Origin of the sequence: Dehalobacter sp. DCM, from assembly GCF_024972775.1 — a bacterium.
Taxonomy (GTDB): Bacteria; Bacillota; Desulfitobacteriia; order Desulfitobacteriales; family Syntrophobotulaceae; genus Dehalobacter.
This window is the reverse complement of sequence record NZ_CP092282.1, coordinates 3,382,800-3,402,451: the sequence shown is the minus strand read 5'-3', so window position 1 is coordinate 3,402,451 and position 19,652 is coordinate 3,382,800. Positions and strand designations below refer to the sequence as shown.

Annotated in this window: 15 protein-coding genes, 1 tRNA gene and 1 pseudogene; 11 read left to right on the top strand and 6 right to left on the bottom strand. The window is 44.9% G+C overall.

All coding sequences use genetic code 11. The annotated features are described in order from the left end of the window. Nucleotides 1-14 precede the first annotated feature (14 nt). The 4 genes and pseudogenes from nuoL to tnpA form a co-directional block, all read left to right on the top strand. Nucleotides 15-1,988 (top strand): NADH-quinone oxidoreductase subunit L, encoded by a 1,974-nt coding sequence (gene nuoL / locus LPY66_RS15805; protein WP_337985214.1) that lies wholly within the window; start codon nucleotides 15-17, stop codon nucleotides 1,986-1,988. Continuing rightward, the gene (locus LPY66_RS15800; RefSeq protein WP_337985213.1) at nucleotides 1,988-3,526 is read left to right on the top strand and encodes a complex I subunit 4 family protein; all 1,539 of its coding nucleotides are present in this window, start codon (nucleotides 1,988-1,990) and stop codon (nucleotides 3,524-3,526) included. The genes nuoL and LPY66_RS15800 overlap by 1 nt, the downstream gene beginning before the upstream one ends. An 11-nt stretch (nucleotides 3,527-3,537) precedes the next feature. Further along, nucleotides 3,538-4,968, top strand: a complete 1,431-nt coding sequence (locus LPY66_RS15795) for an NADH-quinone oxidoreductase subunit N (protein WP_337988114.1) — start codon at nucleotides 3,538-3,540, stop codon at nucleotides 4,966-4,968. Nucleotides 4,969-5,153: 185 nt separating this feature from the next. Continuing rightward, nucleotides 5,154-5,417 (top strand): annotated as a pseudogene (gene tnpA / locus LPY66_RS15790) (IS200/IS605 family transposase); the annotation flags it as partial. Here the strand turns inward: tnpA and LPY66_RS15785 are convergent. Next, a complete protein-coding gene (locus LPY66_RS15785) occupies nucleotides 5,410-5,631 on the bottom strand; it encodes a hypothetical protein (protein ID WP_337985211.1) in 222 nt (73 codons plus the stop codon). The pseudogene tnpA and the gene LPY66_RS15785 overlap by 8 nt on opposite strands. A gap of 214 nt (nucleotides 5,632-5,845) precedes the next feature. Between LPY66_RS15785 and LPY66_RS15780 the strand changes: the two genes are divergently transcribed. From LPY66_RS15780 to LPY66_RS15770, 3 genes are all read left to right on the top strand, one after another. Then, nucleotides 5,846-7,054, top strand: a complete 1,209-nt coding sequence (locus LPY66_RS15780) for an MFS transporter (protein WP_337985210.1) — start codon at nucleotides 5,846-5,848, stop codon at nucleotides 7,052-7,054. A 230-nt stretch (nucleotides 7,055-7,284) separates the two neighbouring features. Next, on the top strand, nucleotides 7,285-9,561 hold the full coding sequence (gene pabB, locus LPY66_RS15775) for an aminodeoxychorismate synthase component I (RefSeq protein ID WP_337985209.1): 2,277 nt from the start codon (nucleotides 7,285-7,287) through the stop codon (nucleotides 9,559-9,561). Continuing rightward, complete coding sequence (locus LPY66_RS15770; protein ID WP_337985208.1) at nucleotides 9,562-10,428, top strand: aminotransferase class IV; 867 nt, start codon at nucleotides 9,562-9,564, stop codon at nucleotides 10,426-10,428. It begins immediately after the preceding gene. Between the two features lie 109 nt (nucleotides 10,429-10,537). On the opposite strand, the gene LPY66_RS15765 is transcribed toward LPY66_RS15770, so the two are convergent. From LPY66_RS15765 to LPY66_RS15755, 3 genes are all read right to left on the bottom strand, one after another. Further along, complete coding sequence (locus LPY66_RS15765; protein ID WP_337985207.1) at nucleotides 10,538-11,572, bottom strand: glycosyltransferase family 2 protein; 1,035 nt, start codon at nucleotides 11,570-11,572, stop codon at nucleotides 10,538-10,540. Then, nucleotides 11,569-12,741, bottom strand: coding sequence for a UDP-galactopyranose mutase (gene glf, locus LPY66_RS15760; RefSeq protein WP_337985206.1), 1,173 nt, complete (start codon nucleotides 12,739-12,741; stop codon nucleotides 11,569-11,571). Before glf ends, LPY66_RS15765 begins: the two co-directional genes overlap by 4 nt. Nucleotides 12,742-12,937: 196 nt before the next feature. After that, on the bottom strand, nucleotides 12,938-14,170 hold the full coding sequence (locus LPY66_RS15755) for an MFS transporter (RefSeq protein ID WP_337985205.1): 1,233 nt from the start codon (nucleotides 14,168-14,170) through the stop codon (nucleotides 12,938-12,940). Between the two features lie 203 nt (nucleotides 14,171-14,373). Here LPY66_RS15755 and LPY66_RS15750 point away from each other — a divergent pair. Beyond that, a tRNA-Ala gene (locus LPY66_RS15750) sits at nucleotides 14,374-14,449 on the top strand. 239 nt (nucleotides 14,450-14,688) lie between these two features. Here LPY66_RS15750 and LPY66_RS15745 read toward each other — a convergent pair. Continuing rightward, nucleotides 14,689-15,261 carry a DUF2284 domain-containing protein gene (locus tag LPY66_RS15745; RefSeq protein WP_337985204.1) on the bottom strand — a complete coding sequence of 191 codons (573 nt, stop codon included), beginning with the start codon at nucleotides 15,259-15,261 and terminating at the stop codon, nucleotides 14,689-14,691. A 426-nt stretch (nucleotides 15,262-15,687) separates the two neighbouring features. Next, nucleotides 15,688-16,620 (bottom strand): LysR family transcriptional regulator, encoded by a 933-nt coding sequence (locus tag LPY66_RS15740; protein WP_337985203.1) that lies wholly within the window; start codon nucleotides 16,618-16,620, stop codon nucleotides 15,688-15,690. Between the two features lie 231 nt (nucleotides 16,621-16,851). Between LPY66_RS15740 and LPY66_RS15735 the strand changes: the two genes are divergently transcribed. From LPY66_RS15735 to LPY66_RS15725, 3 genes are all read left to right on the top strand, one after another. Then, the gene (locus LPY66_RS15735) at nucleotides 16,852-17,655 is read left to right on the top strand and encodes a methyltetrahydrofolate cobalamin methyltransferase (RefSeq protein WP_337985202.1); all 804 of its coding nucleotides are present in this window, start codon (nucleotides 16,852-16,854) and stop codon (nucleotides 17,653-17,655) included. A 64-nt stretch (nucleotides 17,656-17,719) separates the two neighbouring features. Next, nucleotides 17,720-18,352, top strand: a complete 633-nt coding sequence (locus LPY66_RS15730; RefSeq protein WP_337985201.1) for a corrinoid protein — start codon at nucleotides 17,720-17,722, stop codon at nucleotides 18,350-18,352. 107 nt (nucleotides 18,353-18,459) lie between these two features. Then, a complete protein-coding gene (locus LPY66_RS15725; RefSeq protein WP_337985200.1) occupies nucleotides 18,460-19,437 on the top strand; it encodes a uroporphyrinogen decarboxylase family protein in 978 nt (325 codons plus the stop codon). The last annotated feature ends 215 nt before the right edge of the window (nucleotides 19,438-19,652 follow it).

Sequence of the window (19,652 nt, the reverse complement as noted above, 5' to 3'; positions counted from 1 at the left end):
TGTAAAAAACGATAATGATTGATTTTGCTTTGAATAACGCCTGGTTGATTCCGCTTTTACCTGCGTTGGCCTTTGCACTGATCGTCTTTGTCACGAAGCGATCGCAAAAAGTAAGCGCTTTCGTCTCACTCTTTGGCATCCTGGCATCATTTGTCTTGTCCGTTGCCATTGCAGTAGGCGTACTTCAACAGGGCGAAACATGGATAGAAAATCCCTTAAGAGTTGTTGTTACCTGGTTTAGTATGCATGGATTATCGATTGATGTCGGTACTCAGATCGATCCGACATCTGCCATGATGCTGCTTGTCGTTACGCTGGTAACGTCATTGGTCCAAATATACTCGCTGGGCTATATGCACGGCGATCCCGGATTTGCCCGATTCTATTCGTATCTTTCCCTTTTTGCTGCTTCCATGTTGGGGTTGGTCATATCTCCCAATCTCCTGCAAATGTTTGTGTTCTGGGAACTCGTGGGTTTGTGTTCCTATCTCTTGATCGGCTTCTGGTATGAAAGAGATTCTGCCCGACAGGCTGCGAAGAAGGCTTTTATTACCTGCCGGGTAGGGGACTTTGGCTTACTGCTGGGGATCATCCTGCTCCAAGTTAATTTTGGAACCGTTGATCTCGTCAAACTCGCAGAAATGATTCCAAATTTTGCTCAGTATACCACGCTTTCTGCCGGCGCACTGACCGCGATTGCGATCGTTTTGTTCCTGGGTCCTATGGCGAAGTCGGGCCAATTTCCGTTCCATGTGTGGCTTCCGGATGCCATGGAAGGTCCGACGCCAGTCAGTGCATTGATCCATGCCGCGACGATGGTTGTCGCCGGGGTCTATCTGGTAGGCCGCGTGCTGACGTTGTTTATCACACTGCCGTCCGCAATGGTCTTCGTGGCGATTATCGGTGGATTCACCGCGATCTTTGCAGCGTCCATCGCCCTGACCCAGATCGAAATGAAGAAAATATTGGCTTACTCCACCGTTTCCCAGCTGGGTTATATGATGCTGGCTTTGGGAGCGGGAAGTCTTACCGCAAGTATGTTCCATCTGTTTACCCATGCCTTCTTTAAAGCGCTCCTCTTCCTGTGTGCCGGCTGTGTCTTGCATGCCATGCACAATGAAGCCAACATTGCCAAATACGGCGGCTTGAAGAAGTACATGCCGGTGACTTATTGGACAACACTCGTTGGCTGCCTGGCGATTTCCGGGATTTTCCCATTTGCCGGGTTCTTCAGTAAGGACCTGATCTTAGAGGTAACGTATGCGGCATCCAGCTTTTCCGGACATGCGCATGGACCTTATCAAGCGGTCTATGCCGTCTTGTTTATCTTCGCCGCCCTCACGGCACTGCTTACCGCCTTCTACATGTTCAGGATGTTCTTTATCTGCTTCCATGGCGAACTGAGAAGTCATGACGCCCATCCCCATGAAGCGCCCAAGACCATGACCATCCCGCTTCTGATCCTTGCCGTGCTTTCGTTTATCGGCGGCTGGGTTGGCTGGCCGGGACTTGGCGAAGGGCAGGCGTTCGGATATTTTGTCCGTCTGGGCCACTTCCATGAGGTCGAAGCGAATTGGTTCCTGATCATTCTTTCGACGGTACTGGCGCTGATCGGTATGGGGACAGCCTATATGTTTTATCATAAAAAGGCATTTTCAGCTGAAACTGTGGCTAAAAAGATCCCGTTCCTTTATAAGCTTTCCTACAACAAATATTTTATCGATGAATTCTACCTGTGGGTCATCCGCCATATCATCGATGCCTTCGGTCGAATTCTTTGGTGGATTGATATGTATATTGTCGATGGCATTGTTGATGGTTTGGCTAGCCTGACCCGGGGTGCCGGTGACGCCGCCCGCCGCCTGAACACAGGAAACCTGCAGCACTATGCGATGGTTTTCTTTGTCGGTGTCATCGTCTTGATCATGATCTTAACAACGACTGATTTCAGTCAACTCAATATTGGACTGTTGGGAGGTGTCAAGTAATGAACTTTCCAATCTTGACAACGATTTTACTGGCACCGATCATTGGTGCGCTGATCAGCGTCTTTATCCCGAAGGAAAAGTCGGGCACAATCAAAGCCATTGCCGGTATTACGACATTTATCTCCCTGGCTTTGTCCGTCTTCGTGTATTATGTTTACTACACGCAAAACTTAGCTGTTGGCGGGTTTGCCTTCAAGGAAGACATTCCTTTTATTACCGATCTCGGTGTCGTCTACTCACTCGGAGTCGACGGTTTGAGCCTGCCGCTCATGCTTTTAACCAATATGATTGGTTTTTCGGCAGTGTTCTCCCGTTCCTGGAGCGAGGAAAAGAGAGCAAAGGAATTCTATATTCTGCTGCTTATTCTGATCGCCGGTGTAATGGGAACCTTTGTTGCCAGAGACTTGTTTATTTTCTTCTTGTTCTATGAAGTCGTGGTCATCCCCATTTACATCATGGTGATTATTTGGGGAAGCGGCAGTAAGGACAAGAACGTCACCAAAGAATATGCCGGTATGAAACTGACGATCTATCTTCTGATCGGAAGTGCATTCCTGCTTGCGGGACTTATTTGGATGTATATGCTGGCCGGCAATATGCTCGGCGCGTACACCTTCGATATCGAGAAGCTGGCGACGCTGAATTTCCCGCCCAATTTGCAAATTGCTTTGTTTGGTCTCATGGCCATTGGTTTCACATCGTTGATATCGATGTTTCCGTTTCACTCCTGGTCGCCGGACGGCTATGCCGGCGCGCCGACTGCAGTTTCTATGATCCATGCCGGTGTCCTGAAAAAAATCGGCGGTTACGGTCTTGTCCGGATCGGTATCTTTCTTTTCCCGATGGGAGCTAAGTTCTGGGCGCCGGTGATCGCTGTACTTGCGGTATGCAACGTACTTTATGCCGCATTTATCAGCTTGGCGCAGAAAGATATGAAATATGTTGTCGGATACTCCAGCGTCAGCCATATGGGCTTTGTGCTGATCGGTATCGCCTCGTTGAACGTGATCGGTCTAAACGGCGCGGTTGCCAATATGTTTGCGCATGGTGTCATGGCGGCCCTCTTCTTCTCCATCGTCGGATACATCTACGGGGAGACCAAGACTCGCTACATTCCGGATCTTGGCGGTATTGCGCATCAGATGCCCCGCCTGGCCGGTATCTTCCTGGTGGCTACCATGGCATCAGCCGGACTTCCGGGTTTGATCACCTTTATTCCTGAATTTACTGTATTTATCGGTGCCTTTAACAACCCCACCATTCTGATTCCTGCGATCCTTGCGCTGACGGGAATTATCCTCGGTGCCGTCTACGTTCTTCGCATGGCAGCCAATGTCTTGTTTGGACCCCGTAAGGCTGTATGGGACGGAAAGTCGGATATTAAAGGGACTTATATGATCCCTGTGGTCGTCCTGGTTGCCGCTGCGGTCCTCTTTGGTTTGTTCCCATCGTTATTGATGGATATGGTCAACTCGGGGATCCAACCGATTGCGGACAGACTGGCCGAGGCTAGCTCCATGATAGGAGGTAACCTGTAATGAATACTGTCATGAATATTGATTACTCCTTATTTACCATTGAAATTGCTACCGCTCTCCTGGGGCTAATCGTTTTGGCGCTTGGTTTATTCATAGCAAAAGACAAACGTCATGTCCTTGGTTATGTTATCGCTCTGGGACTGATCGGCATCCTGGTTTACAGCTTCTTCTCCTACGGAATAAACGCGAGCTTGCTCGAAGGCATGTTTATTGTCGACGACTTTGCGGTATTCTTTAAACAGCTGTTCCTCATCGCCGCTATTCTGGTTATCCTGACTTCCACTGTCTATGTCCGGAAAATGTGCGGCAACTATGAATTTTATATCATCACCCTTTTCGCAGCTCTGGGTATGATGGTCATGGCTTCGGCCGGTGATCTTCTGACGTTGTATGTCGCTCTGGAAACCATGACGATTTCCTTCTATATTCTGGCCGGATATAAAACCGATCTGAAATCATCCGAAGCCGGAATCAAATACCTGGTGCTCGGAGCCGTTTCTTCGGGTATCCTGCTCTATGGTATCAGCTTGGTATTTGGCATGACCGGAACCTTTGTCATCCGGGACATTGCGGCAAACATTATGCTGATGGATGGTTTATCGCCGGCGATTCTTGTGGGGATCATCTTCCTCTTATCCGGACTCAGCTTTAAAATCTCCCTGGTACCATTTCACATGTGGGCGCCGGATGTCTATGAAGGTGCGCCGACACCGGTCACTGCTTTTCTGGCTACCGGTTCCAAGGCGGCTTCCTTCGCAGTGGTCGCGCGTATTCTGATTGAAGCACTACCTGCCTACAGTGCGCAGTGGACATTTATCTTAGCTATCTTGGCAGCGGTCACCATGGTCATCGGGAACATCGCTGCGATACCGCAGAAAAATATCAAACGCATGCTGGCGTACTCCAGTATCGCCCAAGCCGGGTATATCATTACCGGGATCATTGCGGTCAGTTCTGCCGGTGTTAAAGCGGTTGCGTTCTATTCCATGGTCTATGTGTTTGCGACCATAGGTGCGTTTGCTGTCGTTATCACGTTCTCTCAGAATACGGATAGCGATGAAATTAAAGATTATGCCGGCTTAGCCCAACGCTCGCCGTTCATGGCCGCGGTACTCACCATATGCCTGCTGTCAATGGCAGGAATTCCGCCGCTTGCCGGTTTTGTGGGCAAATTCTATCTGTTCTCTTCCATCGTCACCCAAGGGTTTCTCTGGCTGGTCATCATCGGTCTGGTCATGAGCATGGTTTCTGCATACTACTATTTGTTGGTTGTCAAGGCCATGTATATGCATGACCCTGTGTGCCATACACCAATCAAGGTTCCCTTTGGAACGAATGTGGCCCTCCTGTTGGTCCTGATTCTGACTGTGGTCCTTGGTGTTTACGCCGAGCCGTTGTCGATCCTGGCCAATATGGCAGGTCAGGCGCTGTTCATGTTCTAAGCTAATCCTAAAAATAACGCGGAGGTGCAGTTACATCATACTGCACCTCCGTTTTTGTCTAACGAAAACCACCTGCTATGCAGGTGGTTCCAAAAAGCTTTAGTTATGCGTTGAAAGACTACCTCCAATTTTGATATGTTAGTGCAGGTTTGGCAGCCGCACAAAAATAGGAGGTAGTAATCCATATGGATACGGAAAGTTTATCACACACGCAGTGGAATTGTAAATATCATATCGTGTTCGCACCAAAGTACAGACGACAGTTGATTTATGGGAAAATCAAAGCGGACATAGGAAAGATCATCAGGAAGCTATGTGAATTTAAGAAGGTAGAAATAATCGAAGCAAATGCATGTCCAGACCACATACACATGCTGGTATCGATTCCTAGGCTGTCTGGCAATAAAAACATCCATGGACTCCTCCTGGCAAAGAAAGTAGTTATGATCGAACGTCCTCAATGATTTTCTTGGCTATATCCACCATATTAGGGTAAAAGCTATCCGGAACATAAGACTGACCGACGGCAGTCAATACCTGATATCTCGCACAAAGGCCTTGATTCCCCTTGCAATATTTCTTTTTGAATACTGCTCCGATCCCATTGTCCATTGGTATTTTGTCATTATAAAACGGGCATTTCCCTAATTGAACACAATCCATGGTGCTTCTCCTTCTGTCCGATTTACTTGCAGAAATTCACAGCGTTTGACAGTAGTACAATTTAATTATTGGACGAGAGCAGCGGAATGTCAATTAAAAGTAAAATTATGTATATATTCAATATTTGTTGTAAACATCGTGCAATTATTTACGAGCGGTCTGATCAGCTGTAGTATAATAGATCTGAGAGCAACTATTGGAGGCATATCAGATAATGACGGAATCAAACAGATTATGGACCAAAGGTTACATACTCTTATTACTGGCCAATTTATTTTTGTATTTTGGATTCTATCTATTGTCGCCCGTTATTCAACTCCATACCACGTTAATTGGTGGCAGCAGCTTGGAAGCTAGCCTGACCATTGGGTGTTTTTCTGTAACGTCACTGATCTTTAGGATGTTCGGGGGGAACATCAGTGATGTTTTAGGAGAAAAACCGATCGCCGTTACCGGACTTTTGGTGATGTTTGTGACAACATTCCTTTTTATGTTTTTACCTCCTAAGGGGATCATCCTCTTTCGTATGCTGCAGGGTATTGGTTGGGGACTGGCATCAGCAGCAATTACAACGGCTGTGTCCAAAATTATCCCAAAAAACTATATTGGACGCGGAATGGGCTATTTTTCGCTGACAACCATTATTTCTATCGCCTTCAGCCCGATTGTTGCACTGGTATTGATGGAAATATACGGCTTTTCAGCCGTCATCATGACGTCGGTTTCGCTGGTGACAGCCAGCGGGATGATTATACTTCCTATGGCGGCAATAACTTTAACCCAACGCTCCGATGATCGGACGCTGAAATTAGCGCATATCATTGAACGAAGTGCCGTTTTTCCATCCTTTCTCGAATTCTTGATGATTTTGCCAGCCGCCGGCATGGTATCGATGATGGCCTTGTATGCACGGGTGATTCATTACGAGCATATCTGGATTTATTTTATCGGGTTCAGTCTGATCAGTATGATTACCCGCCCATTTCTGGGCAAGATCTATGATAAGAGAGGCCATAGAGAAATTATTTTGGTGGGTGCTGCCTGTATGATCGCAGCGTTCATCAATCTCGCTTTTGCCAGAACGACGCTGCCATTGGTTGTGTCCTCGATTCTCTATGGATTTGGATATGGGGCCATTCATCCTTCGCTTCAGGCCTGGGCAGTCTCAACGCCGGACCCGTCTCGTAAAGGAAGCGCAAACGGAACGTTTCTATCGTCAATGGATTTGGGGTATGCTGTCGGGGCGCCGATGCTCGGCATCTTTTCCTCCCATTATGGCTTCTTCAACATGTACCTGTTTTCTTCCTTGTTTATCATCGTGCTTATTGTCCTGTATATCGGATATCTGTATAAAAATAAGAGAGTAAAGCTTCTTCAAAACGGTCGTATGATAAAGCAGCCGCAAAAAAACTCTGGGCTCTAGTATAACGCTCTTTAAGTGAAAAGACATTTCATGGGGTAGGTCTGTACGTCACTTGCTTATTATAAATACTTTTGTATACGACCATATTCTATGTTATATTATCTTTACTAACAGCGTTATTTTTGTATAATAGTTTAATGTTACTACGAAAATATATTAAAATTTTATGCAAATAGTCATTGGAATGAATTTTTGGCTGTATGCCCTAAGGAGAGCAGTAAGATTTTGCTATGATATTTATTTTAGATAATTATGATTCCTTCACCTATAATCTGTATCAATACTTTGGCGAACTGGGGGAGGATGTGATTGTTCGGCGTCCGGATGCCTGCAGTCTTGACCAGATCGAAGCACTTCAGCCTGAGCTGATTGTTATTTCGCCCGGACCCTGCTCACCGAATGAAGCAGCGCTGTCTCTGGAAGTGATCGCTTATTTTCAAGGAAAACTTCCGATTTTGGGAATTTGTTTGGGGCATCAGGCTATCGGCCAGGTTTTTGGAGCGGAAGTTGTTCGTGCCAAGACACCGCTTCATGGAAAGATATCCGCTATTGACCATGATGGTCAGGGGGTTTTTCAGGGTTTGCCTAATCCGTTAAAGGTGACGCGATACCATTCCCTTGCATTGAGGAAAAGCAGCATACCCTCGGACATGATGATTACGGCTGAAACCAGCGACGGACAGGTGATGGGTATTCGGCATAAACAGCTGCCCATCGAAGGGGTCCAGTTTCATCCGGAGGCTATACTGACAGAAGGGGGCTTACAGCTCCTGAAAAATGCAGTTGATGCAGCCCGTCAATGGCTGAGCGTAAACCGTCCCGAATATGCGGGCAGGCATAAGGAAAATCACAGCAGCTCCCAAATGCAGTCTGTAAATTTTTCCGGAAACGATACCGTCGCAAGATTCGGAGAAAGTACTGAAGATATACCGAGAACCGTACAGGCATCGGCTGAAGATATCTGGAAAGTTCGGAGTTTTGAGTGTATCGATTCAGTCTTTGGTAAGACAGGCCTAGCGCCGATTAACCTTCTGCAGGCGTTCAGAACTGATCGGGATACGTTTTTTCTGGACAGCGGCGAAGGGTATATGGAGCTGGGGAAATACTCTTTCTTTGGGGCAGCGCCATTTTTAAAAATCAGTGCATACGGTGATTTCTATCAACGGACGATAGACGGAAATATGGAAGCAACCGTGACCTATCCTGCCGGAAAAGATTGCTTTTCCATACTGGATGATTACATTTTAAAATACAAATTGGCGGCACCTGCGCCATTTCCTTTTGCGGGCGGTGCTGTTGGTTATTTTAGCTATGATTTAAAAGATGAGATTGAAAATCTTCCTAAAATCGAGCGAGAGGACCCGGGGATACCGCTATGGCGTTTGGCCTGGTATGACGGCATCGTTGTCTTCGATCATGCCGCCGGCCGGTATTATCTCACTGCCTGCGGTATTGATGCAGACGGCGAATGTGATCCGACATTGGCCCAGAAAAGACTGGATCAGCTGGAGGAAAAACTCAGAGCCTATGTCGATGGAATCGCAAGGGAGGAAATTCCCCAAACGCGTGTATCCAAAGAGAAAGGTTTGTTTGAAAAAACCGTACATGAAGTTACTTCAGCAGAAACTGCCTCAAATGATTTAATTCCTACAATTTCTTTTTCTGGCGTGAAGAAAGCGGTGACCCGAGAGCAGTATTATGAGGATCTCCAGGGTGTCATCGATTACATCTATGCAGGGGATATTTATCAAGCCAATCTGACGCAGCAATTTAACGTCCCGTATGCGGGTGATCCCTGGGAACTGTATACGCTGCTCCATCATCATAATTCGGCGCCCTTTGCGGCATTTCTTCCGTATAAGGATTTTCAGATCCTATCCTGTTCACCGGAACGTTTTATTCAGGTAACGCCGGATGGCCGCATCGAAACGCGCCCGATCAAAGGAACTCGTCCGAGGGGCAAAACACCGGAAGAAGATGAAAGATTAGCGGCAAAACTTTTCAATAGTGATAAAGACAGGGCAGAACTAACCATGATCATCGACTTGGAACGCAATGACCTGGGAAGAATCTGTGAGTTTGGATCCGTGATCACAACGGAGCTGTTTGCTTTGGAGAAGTACCCTACCGTCTGGCACTTAGTCGCCACAGTAGAAGGTAAACTGAAAAAAAGGCTTACGCCGGGAGAGCTGTTAAAAGCAATATTCCCCGGTGGATCGATTACCGGCGCGCCAAAAATTCGCGCGATGGAGATCATTGCTGAACTTGAACCCTATCATCGCGGAGTCTATACCGGCAGCATCGGCTATATCGGATTTGATGGGGCGTGGGACCTGAATATCGTAATTCGAACAGTGCTGCTTAAGGATCAGACAGCAGCCATTCACGCAGGCGGGGGTATCGTTGCGGATTCCAAGCCGGTGAAGGAATATGAAGAGACCATCCATAAAGCAGGTCGGTTGTTGGAGGTCTTGGGAGTAAAGCTTGATGAGGAAGAAGTAAGATAAATGTTAGATACCATTAATGATACACGTGAGACGGAACTGACCGAAGAAAGCAAAACAGACATACTGAATAAAGATAAACAGCAGCCAAATACGGTGACAGAGCAAGCAGCGGGTGTCGGAGTATTTGAGACAATGAAGGTAAGTGAAAATGGGATAGAAGTTCCGCATCTGCACTGGATCCGAATGAAAAAGGGCGGAGATATTCTGGGCATAGAAATGCCTCCTTTCCCCGCCTGGCTCACTACAATAAAAAAATATCTTCAGGAAACCGATGTTCCGGAGGAAGTACCTTTTGCGTTACGGGTTGAAGCCAGGGTTGTTAATAAAAATTCGGTAATATGGAGCATGCGTACCCGGCCTATTCCGTATACCGAAGAACACTACGCTCTGGGTGTCAACGTCGTGTACATTTCTGAAAGAAGATCCGATCCGGTATTACTTAATGATATTAAGTCACGAGATTACCTGGACACGGAAACGGCACTAAGAAAGGTTCAGGAGAATGGGGCATTTGAAGGGATTTGGCTTAACAGTCAAGGCCATATTATGGAGGGAACCCGCAGTAATATCTTTTTTATCGGCGACAGAGGCGTATATACACCAACTCTGGCAAGCGGCTGTCTGGCTGGTACACGGCGGCAGCTCATTAAAGAAGCGGCGATGGTACGTCATATTCCCTTCATCGAAGATCAGATATCTCCGCAGGATATTTATCAGGTTCGAGCGGTATTTCTGACAAACGCCCTGATGGGGATCATGCCCGTCCGCCTGATCGAAGATATCCCTTTTGGTGTCGACAACGAGATCGTATCGCAATTGAAAGAATACATCAGTAAACGCATCGGGTCAGTAAACTCAGTAGACTAAGTCCACAAGGGGACAGAGTGACGAGGGGGGAGACAAAAGGGACGTAGACTTTGTCTCCTTCAGGGGACAAAGTCTACGTCCCTTTTGTCTCCCCGGGTCCCCTTTGACCTTAGTTGAATTTATACACTCTGCGTGCGATTTTATAGAGGCTCACTGTTATTCTGTTACTGGACCTACGCGGAAGGGCTCCCACGAGTCGGAAGAAACGCGTCGATGGATGGCGGAATAGGTTATTATTACAGTTTGACACGTATTTAAAAAGTGCTTTTTCTTTGGCTAAATCTTCTTTAGTGCCTGACAACCGCAAGAATACCGTGCAGATCGTCAGCATGATCGCTAAATAACTGTACATATAGCTGGCAAGTTTCCTGCTGGGAATCGTGCCCGGCAGCGTGTGGCATTCCAACATGATGCGCGTAACCCGGAGTTGCTGGTCAATCCGTTTAATCATAACGCTTTCATTGACAGATTGATCCTGGCGGCCAATGTAGTAGTGATAGAGATCCACATCCAGATAATAGATCGTCTGTACGTAAGGCAGCGGCTGGTAGGCGAAGATATTGTCCACATAAAAGGTATGTTTCGGCAGCTGTAGACCGCACTCGCGCAACAGTTCCGTACGGTATATCAGGGAGTGCATGAGTAAAAATTTCCATGGCGGAAAACGTTTCATATTGTCCCAGCCGAAAATCTCATTGCTTGGGAAAATATTATTGTAATTGATGACATTACGTGTGCCCTCATGAACTTTTTCATAAATATAATTGCATATCATCAAATCCAGAGCAACATTTTGACTGATGAGATCTTTTAACGTATCCAGAACATCAATAATGGCTTGGCTATCGATCCAATCATCGGAATCCACCACTTTAAAATAGGTACCAGTTGCATTTTTTAGGCCGCTGTTGACGGATTCGCCGTGACCGCCGTTTTCCTGATGGACAGCCCGGACGATATCCGGATACTGCGCCGCATAGCGATCAGCAATTTTCGCGGTATCGTCAGACGAGCCGTCATTGACGATAATGACCTCGACATCGTTCCCGAGTGTAACAAGGCCATCAATACAGCGGTCCATATAGGCAGCGGAATTGTAACAGGGGATAGCAAAGGTGATTAGTTTTTTCTGTTGCTTCATCATTCTTGACTCCCGTTCTGCGCATGACTTACCAGCGTATCAGCAAGTTCAAGGGCTTTTTTAGCAATGACGTCCATGTTGTAATACTGATATTCAGCAAGTCGGCCCAATAAGTATAATTGCGGAATTTCTTCCGTCAATGACTTGTAGCGGTTATACAGCGCGCGATTTTCGGGGTTTTCAATGGGGTAGTAAGGCGTTTCCGATTCAGTGCCTGTATAGGACCGGGGATATTCCTTGACGATGGTTGTTATCCCTTCCTTTTCCTGGCCGGTCAAATGCTTGAACTCCGTAATCCGGGTGAAGTCCTGGTCAACTGTATAATTCACGGTGCCCTTCGGCTGGAACCAGGTTAAAGCAGGGGTCTCAAAGACGAAATCCAATGTCCGGTAAGGCAGCCGTCCAAAGCGGCAGTCATAGAGTTCATCGATGGATCCTGAATAAACGATCGTACCTTGAAAAGGTCTTCCTTCGAAAAAGACTTGTCCTGATTCGAGACGAAGCACCTGACGTGCATCCGTATCTAAGCGTAATTCAATGTTGGGGTGATCGAGCATATTCCTGAAGAGGGCAGTATACCCTTCGGCTGGAATACCCTGATGCGTATCCTGAAAGTAACGGTTATCATACGAAATAAAGACAGGTACACGTTCCGTCACCGAGGGGTCGATCTCTTCCGGCGCGAGTCCCCACTGCTTCTGGGTATAATATAAGAAGATATTGCGATAAATATAGTCGGCCAGTTCTTCAAGCTCAGGATCTGTCTGGCGGCGAAGCTCCAAGATCGGAATCTTCGTTCCCATGCCAAAGGCGGCAATCAGCTTTTGCTCGACCCGAGCGGCCTTGTCCCCATCGTAGGCTAAATAAAGTGAATTCAGATTAAACGGAACAGGCATCAGCGATCCATAAATAGCAGCGACCACCTCATGTTGATAATCTCGCCAGGCGGTAAAGCGGGTAAGGTAATCAAAAACACGCTGATGATTCGTATGAAAAATGTGCGGGCCATATTGATGAATGAAAATACCGTCTTTATCCAGGAGGTCAAAGGCATTCCCGGCGATATGATTGCGCATTTCAAGGACGAGGACTTTTTTATTGGCTCTTTCTGCTAATTCTCGGGCAACAACAGCGCCGGCCATACCACAACCGACAATCAGACTATCAAACATTTTCTTTAGCTCCAATTTTTATTATTCTCAATAAATGATTTTATCCATAGCGATGAATTTGTTTAATGAATCGTTTAACATTACTATTTTATCATTGCGTACCGATTTGGCAAATCCAATTTATTATAACTCAAAAAAATTTATTATAACATAGAGAATGTATCGCTCATATAGCTTAAATTCACTCAGGATGGTATTATCCATTGCCGGTGTTTTGGTGCTTTTTGATCGCGATACGTATAAAAATAAGTAAGATCAAGCACGCCGATATGGCTCCGCAGACGAATATTCCCATGCCGGCTCCGAGTTTTTCCATGATACTGCCAGCAAATAAATTCCCAATCGGTGAGGTACCCAGAAAAGCAAACGAATAAACACTGGCGACTCTTCCCCGTAAGGCATCCGTCGTATTGAGCTGAACTGTCGTGTTGACCGTTGTCATAAACAATATGGTGAAAAAACCAAGAAGGGCCATGACGATGACGGCTAAGGAAAAGAATTGCAGAGGCTGAAGAAGCATTAAAAATAGAGAGACGATCAACGCACTGGCGAATAGAAGCCGTTGTTTCGGTTTGCTCTTGGCTATGGATGCCACAACGAGGGCGCTAACCAATGAACCGCCACCAAAGGCTGTAAGCAGTAAGCCATAGCCGCTGACATCTTGCTTGAGAACCTCCGCAGCGTAGATGGGGATCGTCACATTAAAATTCATGATAAACGTCCCAACAACCAATAGGCATAATATCGAACTAAAGATAACCGGTGACTGTTTGATGTACTTTAACCCTTCGATGACTTCTTGGTGGATCTTATTCGAAGCTTGTATTATGTCACGTCGCTGTACCCGGATAAAATAGAGACAGCCAATGACTGGAATAAAACTAAGGGCATTCAGGAAAAACACAAGTCCGGCACCATAACGGACCATGAACAACGTGGCTAAAGCCGGACCAATCATTCTAGCCAGATTAAAGACTGCTGAATTTAAGCCAATGGCACTGCGGAGATCATTAGATTCAACTAATTCGGGGACAAACGATTGGCGCGTGGGATGATCCAATGTATTAAGAAAGCCTGATATAAGAGCAAGGATAAAAATAGGCCAATAGGAGGCATGGCCTGACCAAACAATGAGCGCAAGCAGTAAGGACTGGAGCATAAACCCTATTTGCGTAAAAATAAGCAGATTTTTCTTAGGATACCGATCAATAATGACCCCTGCAAATAAAGAAAAACACATAATTGGCCCAAATTGCGCAATGCCAAGCAGTCCTAACAGCAAGGCGGATTTGGTTAAAGTATAGACCAGCCATTGTTGGGCAGTCACCTGCATCCAGGTTCCAATCAAAGACAGGCATTGCCCTATCCAGTACAGCCGATAATTGCGCTGGGTTAAGGCGGGGTAGACTTTTTTTAGCTTTTTAAGCAAGCATCATCACTTCATTCTGTATAGCATCCGTGAATCGTGATTTAGAGTTCACGTTCTGTTATTATTGTACATAGTGGATTAGCTTCATGTAAATAATCCGGAAATTTAATCATTTAACTGTAGCACAAAAGACAATAATTCAGTATAATAATAGTTGTGTAGATCAATGATGTGGCATGAGAATGCTTATCATTTTTATCCGTGGGGATGTAGCTCAGCTGGGAGAGCGTACGGTTCGCATCCGTAAGGTCGAGAGTTCGATCCTCTTCATCTCCACCATAATTCGTCTGAAACCCGTTATTCATGCGGGTGGCTGGAAGCAATTAATTTCCGATTGGAAAGTAATTGCTTCCTTTTTATATAGAAAATTAATTTGAATTGTAGGCAACAGTGTCGTTTCAATTATTCTTGATTATTGGAGGATTATGGTTTTCAATATTTTACAGTTGATGAATTTGCTCTGAAAGTTGATAAATGTAAAGAAAGAGCACTAGTCTTCATTTTTTTAGTTACACATTTCATAGCGGAAAATTTTCATCACAGACCAATATGTCTGTGTCATTGAATAAAAGAGCACCAAAATAGGTGACTGAGTTTTCTCCGTTGTTGTAGTTAATGCCTGTTTGTTTTGCCAAGTCACTGACGATAATCCCATAGCCTTCAATGGAGTGATGCAACTGTTCCGGGAAACGGCAAGATGCGTGGGGGTAGGTACAGGTTTTACATATGCCGCAGCCTTCATTTGACAATATGAGATAGTCTTTCAGGAAGGGCTTCACTGCTGATTCCAATTCTCGGGCAATCTGTTTGAAATCCATCATGCCACGTATCATACCTTTATAATCAAAAGAATTTTTTAGCATGAATTTACCCGTAAATACAAGCATGGTATTATACTGCATACATCGATTCCTGCACTCTTCTATCGTTCCAACGGCCGGAGGACATGCCCATGTTGTCTCGTATTGCCTGCATGAATTTCCCTGGCATATATCCCTTATTTCCTGCAGGTAAGATATTTCGGATGGTTTTGTCAATCCGAATTGAAATATACGGGTTTCTTTAACCCGTTCCAATAACTTTTCTAACATAGTTTTCTCTCCCATATGTTATATTGTGCTAACGCAGAAGCGAGATAAAGAGCCGGGCTTTGATATTTCTTCTGGACAAACAGACAATACCGCCCTTAAAAGCGGGGGGGTCTCTGTCTTATGAAGTTGCGGGAAGCGCACAGGATGCTGTCGCTGTATATGATGCCTTGTTTGTGGCCGGACAACCTTTGACATCAGAAAACTTGGATTATATACCTATATGATGATCATACAGAAAACGGTTAACCGCAAGTCTATTACCATTTTACCTATCCATGGACGGAAGATAAAGAATTTCATGCGTGGGCAAACAAAAATTTCCCCGCTTATATAGAAATCGACGCCATTTGTCACCAAGGCCCGACCCATATATCTGCTCTATGAGTTAGTTTTATTCGGGTCCCTGCTGCCATCACGCTGTCGATACTATTTTTTTGTTGCATGGTAAAATAGTAAAAAAAATTCTTTCTTTAAAAATTCTACAAAGTGCAAAATACGCGGATCGTCATTTCTATAACACAAGTATATTTCCTGCGGCTGGCTTTTTGTTATAATCTTAACGATTTTTCTGGCCAGCCGAGTTTCTGTGTAGTATGCGGCATGAAACGATTCGGATAAGAACAAAAACGATGTGTTATTGACAATTCTTGAAAAGTGATCGTAATCATACTGATGTACATAGTTTAGCCTCACATTCTCTCGCGCGCAGATATAGTCAATATATTGGTTGAAATTAATCGCATTGAGATCAGAGGGATTAACCCTAATAAATCTATCGTTTTCTAAATCTTGAAGATTTATCTCACTTAGATATTTATATTTACTGTCAGGTGGCGCAATTAGATACAGGTCATTCTTTAGTAAATAGAATTTCGAAATATTTTGGTTTTCCTCTTTTAATAAACTACTGTTTGCCTCTTCAAGACTGAAATTATCGGTAAAAATGATATCCGCTTTGGCATTAAGCAATAATTCAAGCGCTTTTTTAAATGATAAAATCTCTGCCGCAATAGGGGCATTCGGGTACTTCTGGTAGTAACGAAACATGAGTATATTCAAAAAGGTAGCGCTGATAATGCATTTTAAAGTTTTGGGAGGCTTTTCAAATGTATCAAAATACTGATAAATTTGCTCGTAATTATCAATAATATTATTGATAAAATATAAAAGTTTCCTTCCATGACCATTGAGTTTAATATTTCTACCTATTCTATCAAACAGTTCACAGCCAAGTTCTTCTTCAATGGAGTGCAAAACTTTATGAAGCGCAGAGGCAGAAATAAATAGTATTTCAGCAGCTTTTGTGATGTTCTCATATTCAGCAATCACTTTAAATTGCTTCATTTGTAAAATATTCATATTATGCCTCCGATTATATGTTATCTTATTATTTTAGTTTCTATTGTTTAAATTATCAATTAGTAAACCCTACAATCTTGTTTGTAGTATGAATTATCAACCTTGTGGTTGATGATTCGATTAACAAAGATAATAGATAATTGAAAATAGAAAGCTTAAAATATAATCGCTCAAGAATATTATTTAATTTGAGTGCTATATGTAAAATAAAAAAAAGTAAGGAGTTTGTACATGATCATCATTGGCGAAAAAATCAACGGCGCGATTCCATCCGTCGCCAAAGCCATCGCGGAAAAGAATGCAGATTTCATCCGCAACCTGGCCAAAATCCAGACCGATGCCGGAGCTAATTTCATCGACGTCTGCGCATCCACCGATGTCAGCCTCGAAGTTGAGACCCTGAAATGGCTCATCGACCTGGTTCAGGAAGTGACCGATACCCCAATTTGCATCGATAGCCCCAATGAACAGGCCATCGTTGCTGCCATTCCGTTCTGCAAACGCCCGGGGCTGATTAACTCCGTATCCGGCGAAGGCAACAAGATCGACGTTATTTTCCCGATCATCGCGGATACCAAATGGGAATGCGTCGCGCTGCTCAATGATGACAGCGGCATCTCCAAGACGGCGGAAAAACGTCTCGAAGTCTTCACCAACATCATGAAACGGGCGAAAGAATTCGGCATTGCCCCTTCGCGTCTCCACATCGACCCGCTGGTTGAAATGCTTTGCACATCCGAAGACGGCATCAATATGATCGTCGACGTCATGAAAGAAATCAAACGACAATACCCGGCCATTCATATTACCGGCGGCTGCAGCAACGTCTCCTTCAATCTGCCCGCACGGAAGCTCGTCAATCAGGCTTTCCTCGTACTGGCCATGAATGCCGGTATGGACAGCGGTATCATCGACCCGACCAATCAGGACCTCTTAGGGATGATCTTTGCCACAGAAGCGCTGATGGGTCAGGACGAATACTGCATGGAATACATCGGTGCCTTCAGAGAATCCAAATTCGGGCAGAAGAAATAATGTTGTATGAAAATGGGCATTCCAACTCAAAATAAATAAATATATTTAAGGGGGACTTTTAAAAATGGCAAAAATCGATGAAGTCAAAGCAATGGTAGAAGCAGGGAAAACGAAACTGGTACCGGGTCTGGTACAGGAAGCATTAGACGAAGGCAGTGCAGCCAAAGACATTCTTCAGGGCATGGTTGATTCCATGAGCGTTGTCGGCGACAAATTCTCCACCGGCGAAATCTTTGTTCCGGAAATGCTGATGGCTGCTAAAGCCATGGCTAAAGGCGTTGACGTCTTAAAACCGTTAATGGCTGGAGACAGCTCCAACTCTTTAGGCACCTGCATTATCGGCACTGTCGCAGGCGACCTGCACGATATCGGTAAAAACCTCGTTTCCATGATGATCGAAAGCGCCGGCTTCACCATGGTTGACCTCGGAGTTGATGTCCCGGCAGACAGATGGATCGAAGCCATCAAAGAAAATCAAAACGTCACCTTAGTCGCTTGCTCCGGTCTTCTGACCACCACCATGCCTGCGTTGAAGGAAGCTGTACAGACCATTAAAGGCAGCGGACTTCCCGGATTCAAAGTCATCGTGGGCGGAGCGCCGGTGACCCAGGAATTCGCCACAGAAATCGGTGCGGACGGATTTGCTCCAGATGCCGGAAGTGCTGCTGTTAAAGCGGTTGAATTAGTTAAAAACTAAAACGTCATTCATGATGATCGAGAAACCATTACGAATGAAAGAAATTTTCAAATATAATTGATATCTATGTTTTAATCTTGATTAAAGAAATTAGGGGGGACGAGTCTATGCTCACTAAGAGACAAAATTTATTGGAAACTATTCGAGGCGGAAATCCTGACCGGTTTGTCAATCAATATGAGTTTATGAATTTAATCATGGAAGTTCCCATGGGTGTTGAATTCAACTATGGTAAGATATGGAAGGATCAATGGGGCATTACCTGGAACTGGCCGGAAGGCCAGCTTGGGATGTTCCCTGTGCATGATGCGGAACATACGGTCATAAAGGATATCACTGAATGGAAGAAATACCTTACAATTCCTGTGGTCCCGACTTCCGATGAGGCCTGGGGCCCGGCAATTGCCCATGCGAATTCAGTTGACCGTAGAGAAGAATATGTAACGGGGTTAAAGATACCCGGCATATTTGAAATGACGCATCACCTGATGGGTGTGGAAAATGCCTTAATGGCTTTGTATGAGGAACCGGAAGCGATGCGGGAGTTTATTGACGCACTTACCCAATATGAGCTGGAGTGGGCAAAAGTCATGATCGAAAAAATCCATCCGGATTGTCTTTTCCATCATGACGACTGGGGCAGCCAAAAGAGTACTTTTATATCCCCAGAGATGTTCGAAGAGTTCCTCCTGCCTGCTTACAAGAAGATCTATGGCTACTATAAAGCAAATGGCGTTGAATTGATTGTCCATCACAGCGACTCTTATGCGGCGAGCCTTGTTCCGTTTATGATCGATATGGGTATCGATATTTGGCAGGGCGTTATGACCACCAACAATACCCCGGAGTTGATCAAACAATACGGCGGCAGGATTTCCTTTATGGGACAACTGGACAGTGGTCCCATTGATTTCCCGGGTTGGACACCTGAACTGGTTGCAAGAGAAGTTGAGAAGGTTTGCAAGGAATGTGGCAAATTATACTTTATTCCTAATTTAACCCAGGGCTTGAATTTTAGTTCTTTCCCGGGAGTATATGATGCTGTTAGTAAAGAGGTAGACAAAATCAGCAAAGAAATATTCTAACACGTTGATTTTGGAGATCATCATAAGGTTTACTTTCCGCAAGCCGATTAAAGGGGACAGACTAAAACGTCTGTTCCCTGATTTTTTATGTTGATGAATAGTATGTGTAGACTAGCAAAAAAATTTACACAAATTACCTGATAGGATATGCTAAAGCGAAAAGAGATTATATACGATATTTTAATGGAGACATGTAATTGGAAGCAGTTGTTTAG

Excerpts from the sequence above, each read along its gene's own strand:
- LPY66_RS15800 (WP_337985213.1), top strand. The coding sequence starts at position 1,988 with ATGAACTTTCCAATCTTGACAACGATTTTACTGGCACCGATCATTGGT.
- glf (WP_337985206.1), bottom strand. The coding sequence starts at position 12,741 with ATGTTTGATAGTCTGATTGTCGGTTGTGGTATGGCCGGCGCTGTTGTT.
- LPY66_RS15770 (WP_337985208.1), top strand. The coding sequence starts at position 9,562 with ATGTTAGATACCATTAATGATACACGTGAGACGGAACTGACCGAAGAA.
- nuoL (WP_337985214.1), top strand. The coding sequence starts at position 15 with ATGATTGATTTTGCTTTGAATAACGCCTGGTTGATTCCGCTTTTACCT.
- LPY66_RS15795 (WP_337988114.1), top strand. The coding sequence starts at position 3,538 with ATGAATATTGATTACTCCTTATTTACCATTGAAATTGCTACCGCTCTC.
- pabB (WP_337985209.1), top strand. The coding sequence starts at position 7,285 with ATGATATTTATTTTAGATAATTATGATTCCTTCACCTATAATCTGTAT.
- LPY66_RS15740 (WP_337985203.1), bottom strand. The coding sequence starts at position 16,620 with ATGAATATTTTACAAATGAAGCAATTTAAAGTGATTGCTGAATATGAG.
- LPY66_RS15780 (WP_337985210.1), top strand. The coding sequence starts at position 5,846 with ATGACGGAATCAAACAGATTATGGACCAAAGGTTACATACTCTTATTA.
- LPY66_RS15725 (WP_337985200.1), top strand. The coding sequence starts at position 18,460 with ATGCTCACTAAGAGACAAAATTTATTGGAAACTATTCGAGGCGGAAAT.
- LPY66_RS15785 (WP_337985211.1), bottom strand. The coding sequence starts at position 5,631 with ATGGATTGTGTTCAATTAGGGAAATGCCCGTTTTATAATGACAAAATA.
- LPY66_RS15745 (WP_337985204.1), bottom strand. The coding sequence starts at position 15,261 with ATGTTAGAAAAGTTATTGGAACGGGTTAAAGAAACCCGTATATTTCAA.
- LPY66_RS15730 (WP_337985201.1), top strand. The coding sequence starts at position 17,720 with ATGGCAAAAATCGATGAAGTCAAAGCAATGGTAGAAGCAGGGAAAACG.
- LPY66_RS15735 (WP_337985202.1), top strand. The coding sequence starts at position 16,852 with ATGATCATCATTGGCGAAAAAATCAACGGCGCGATTCCATCCGTCGCC.
- LPY66_RS15765 (WP_337985207.1), bottom strand. The coding sequence starts at position 11,572 with ATGATGAAGCAACAGAAAAAACTAATCACCTTTGCTATCCCCTGTTAC.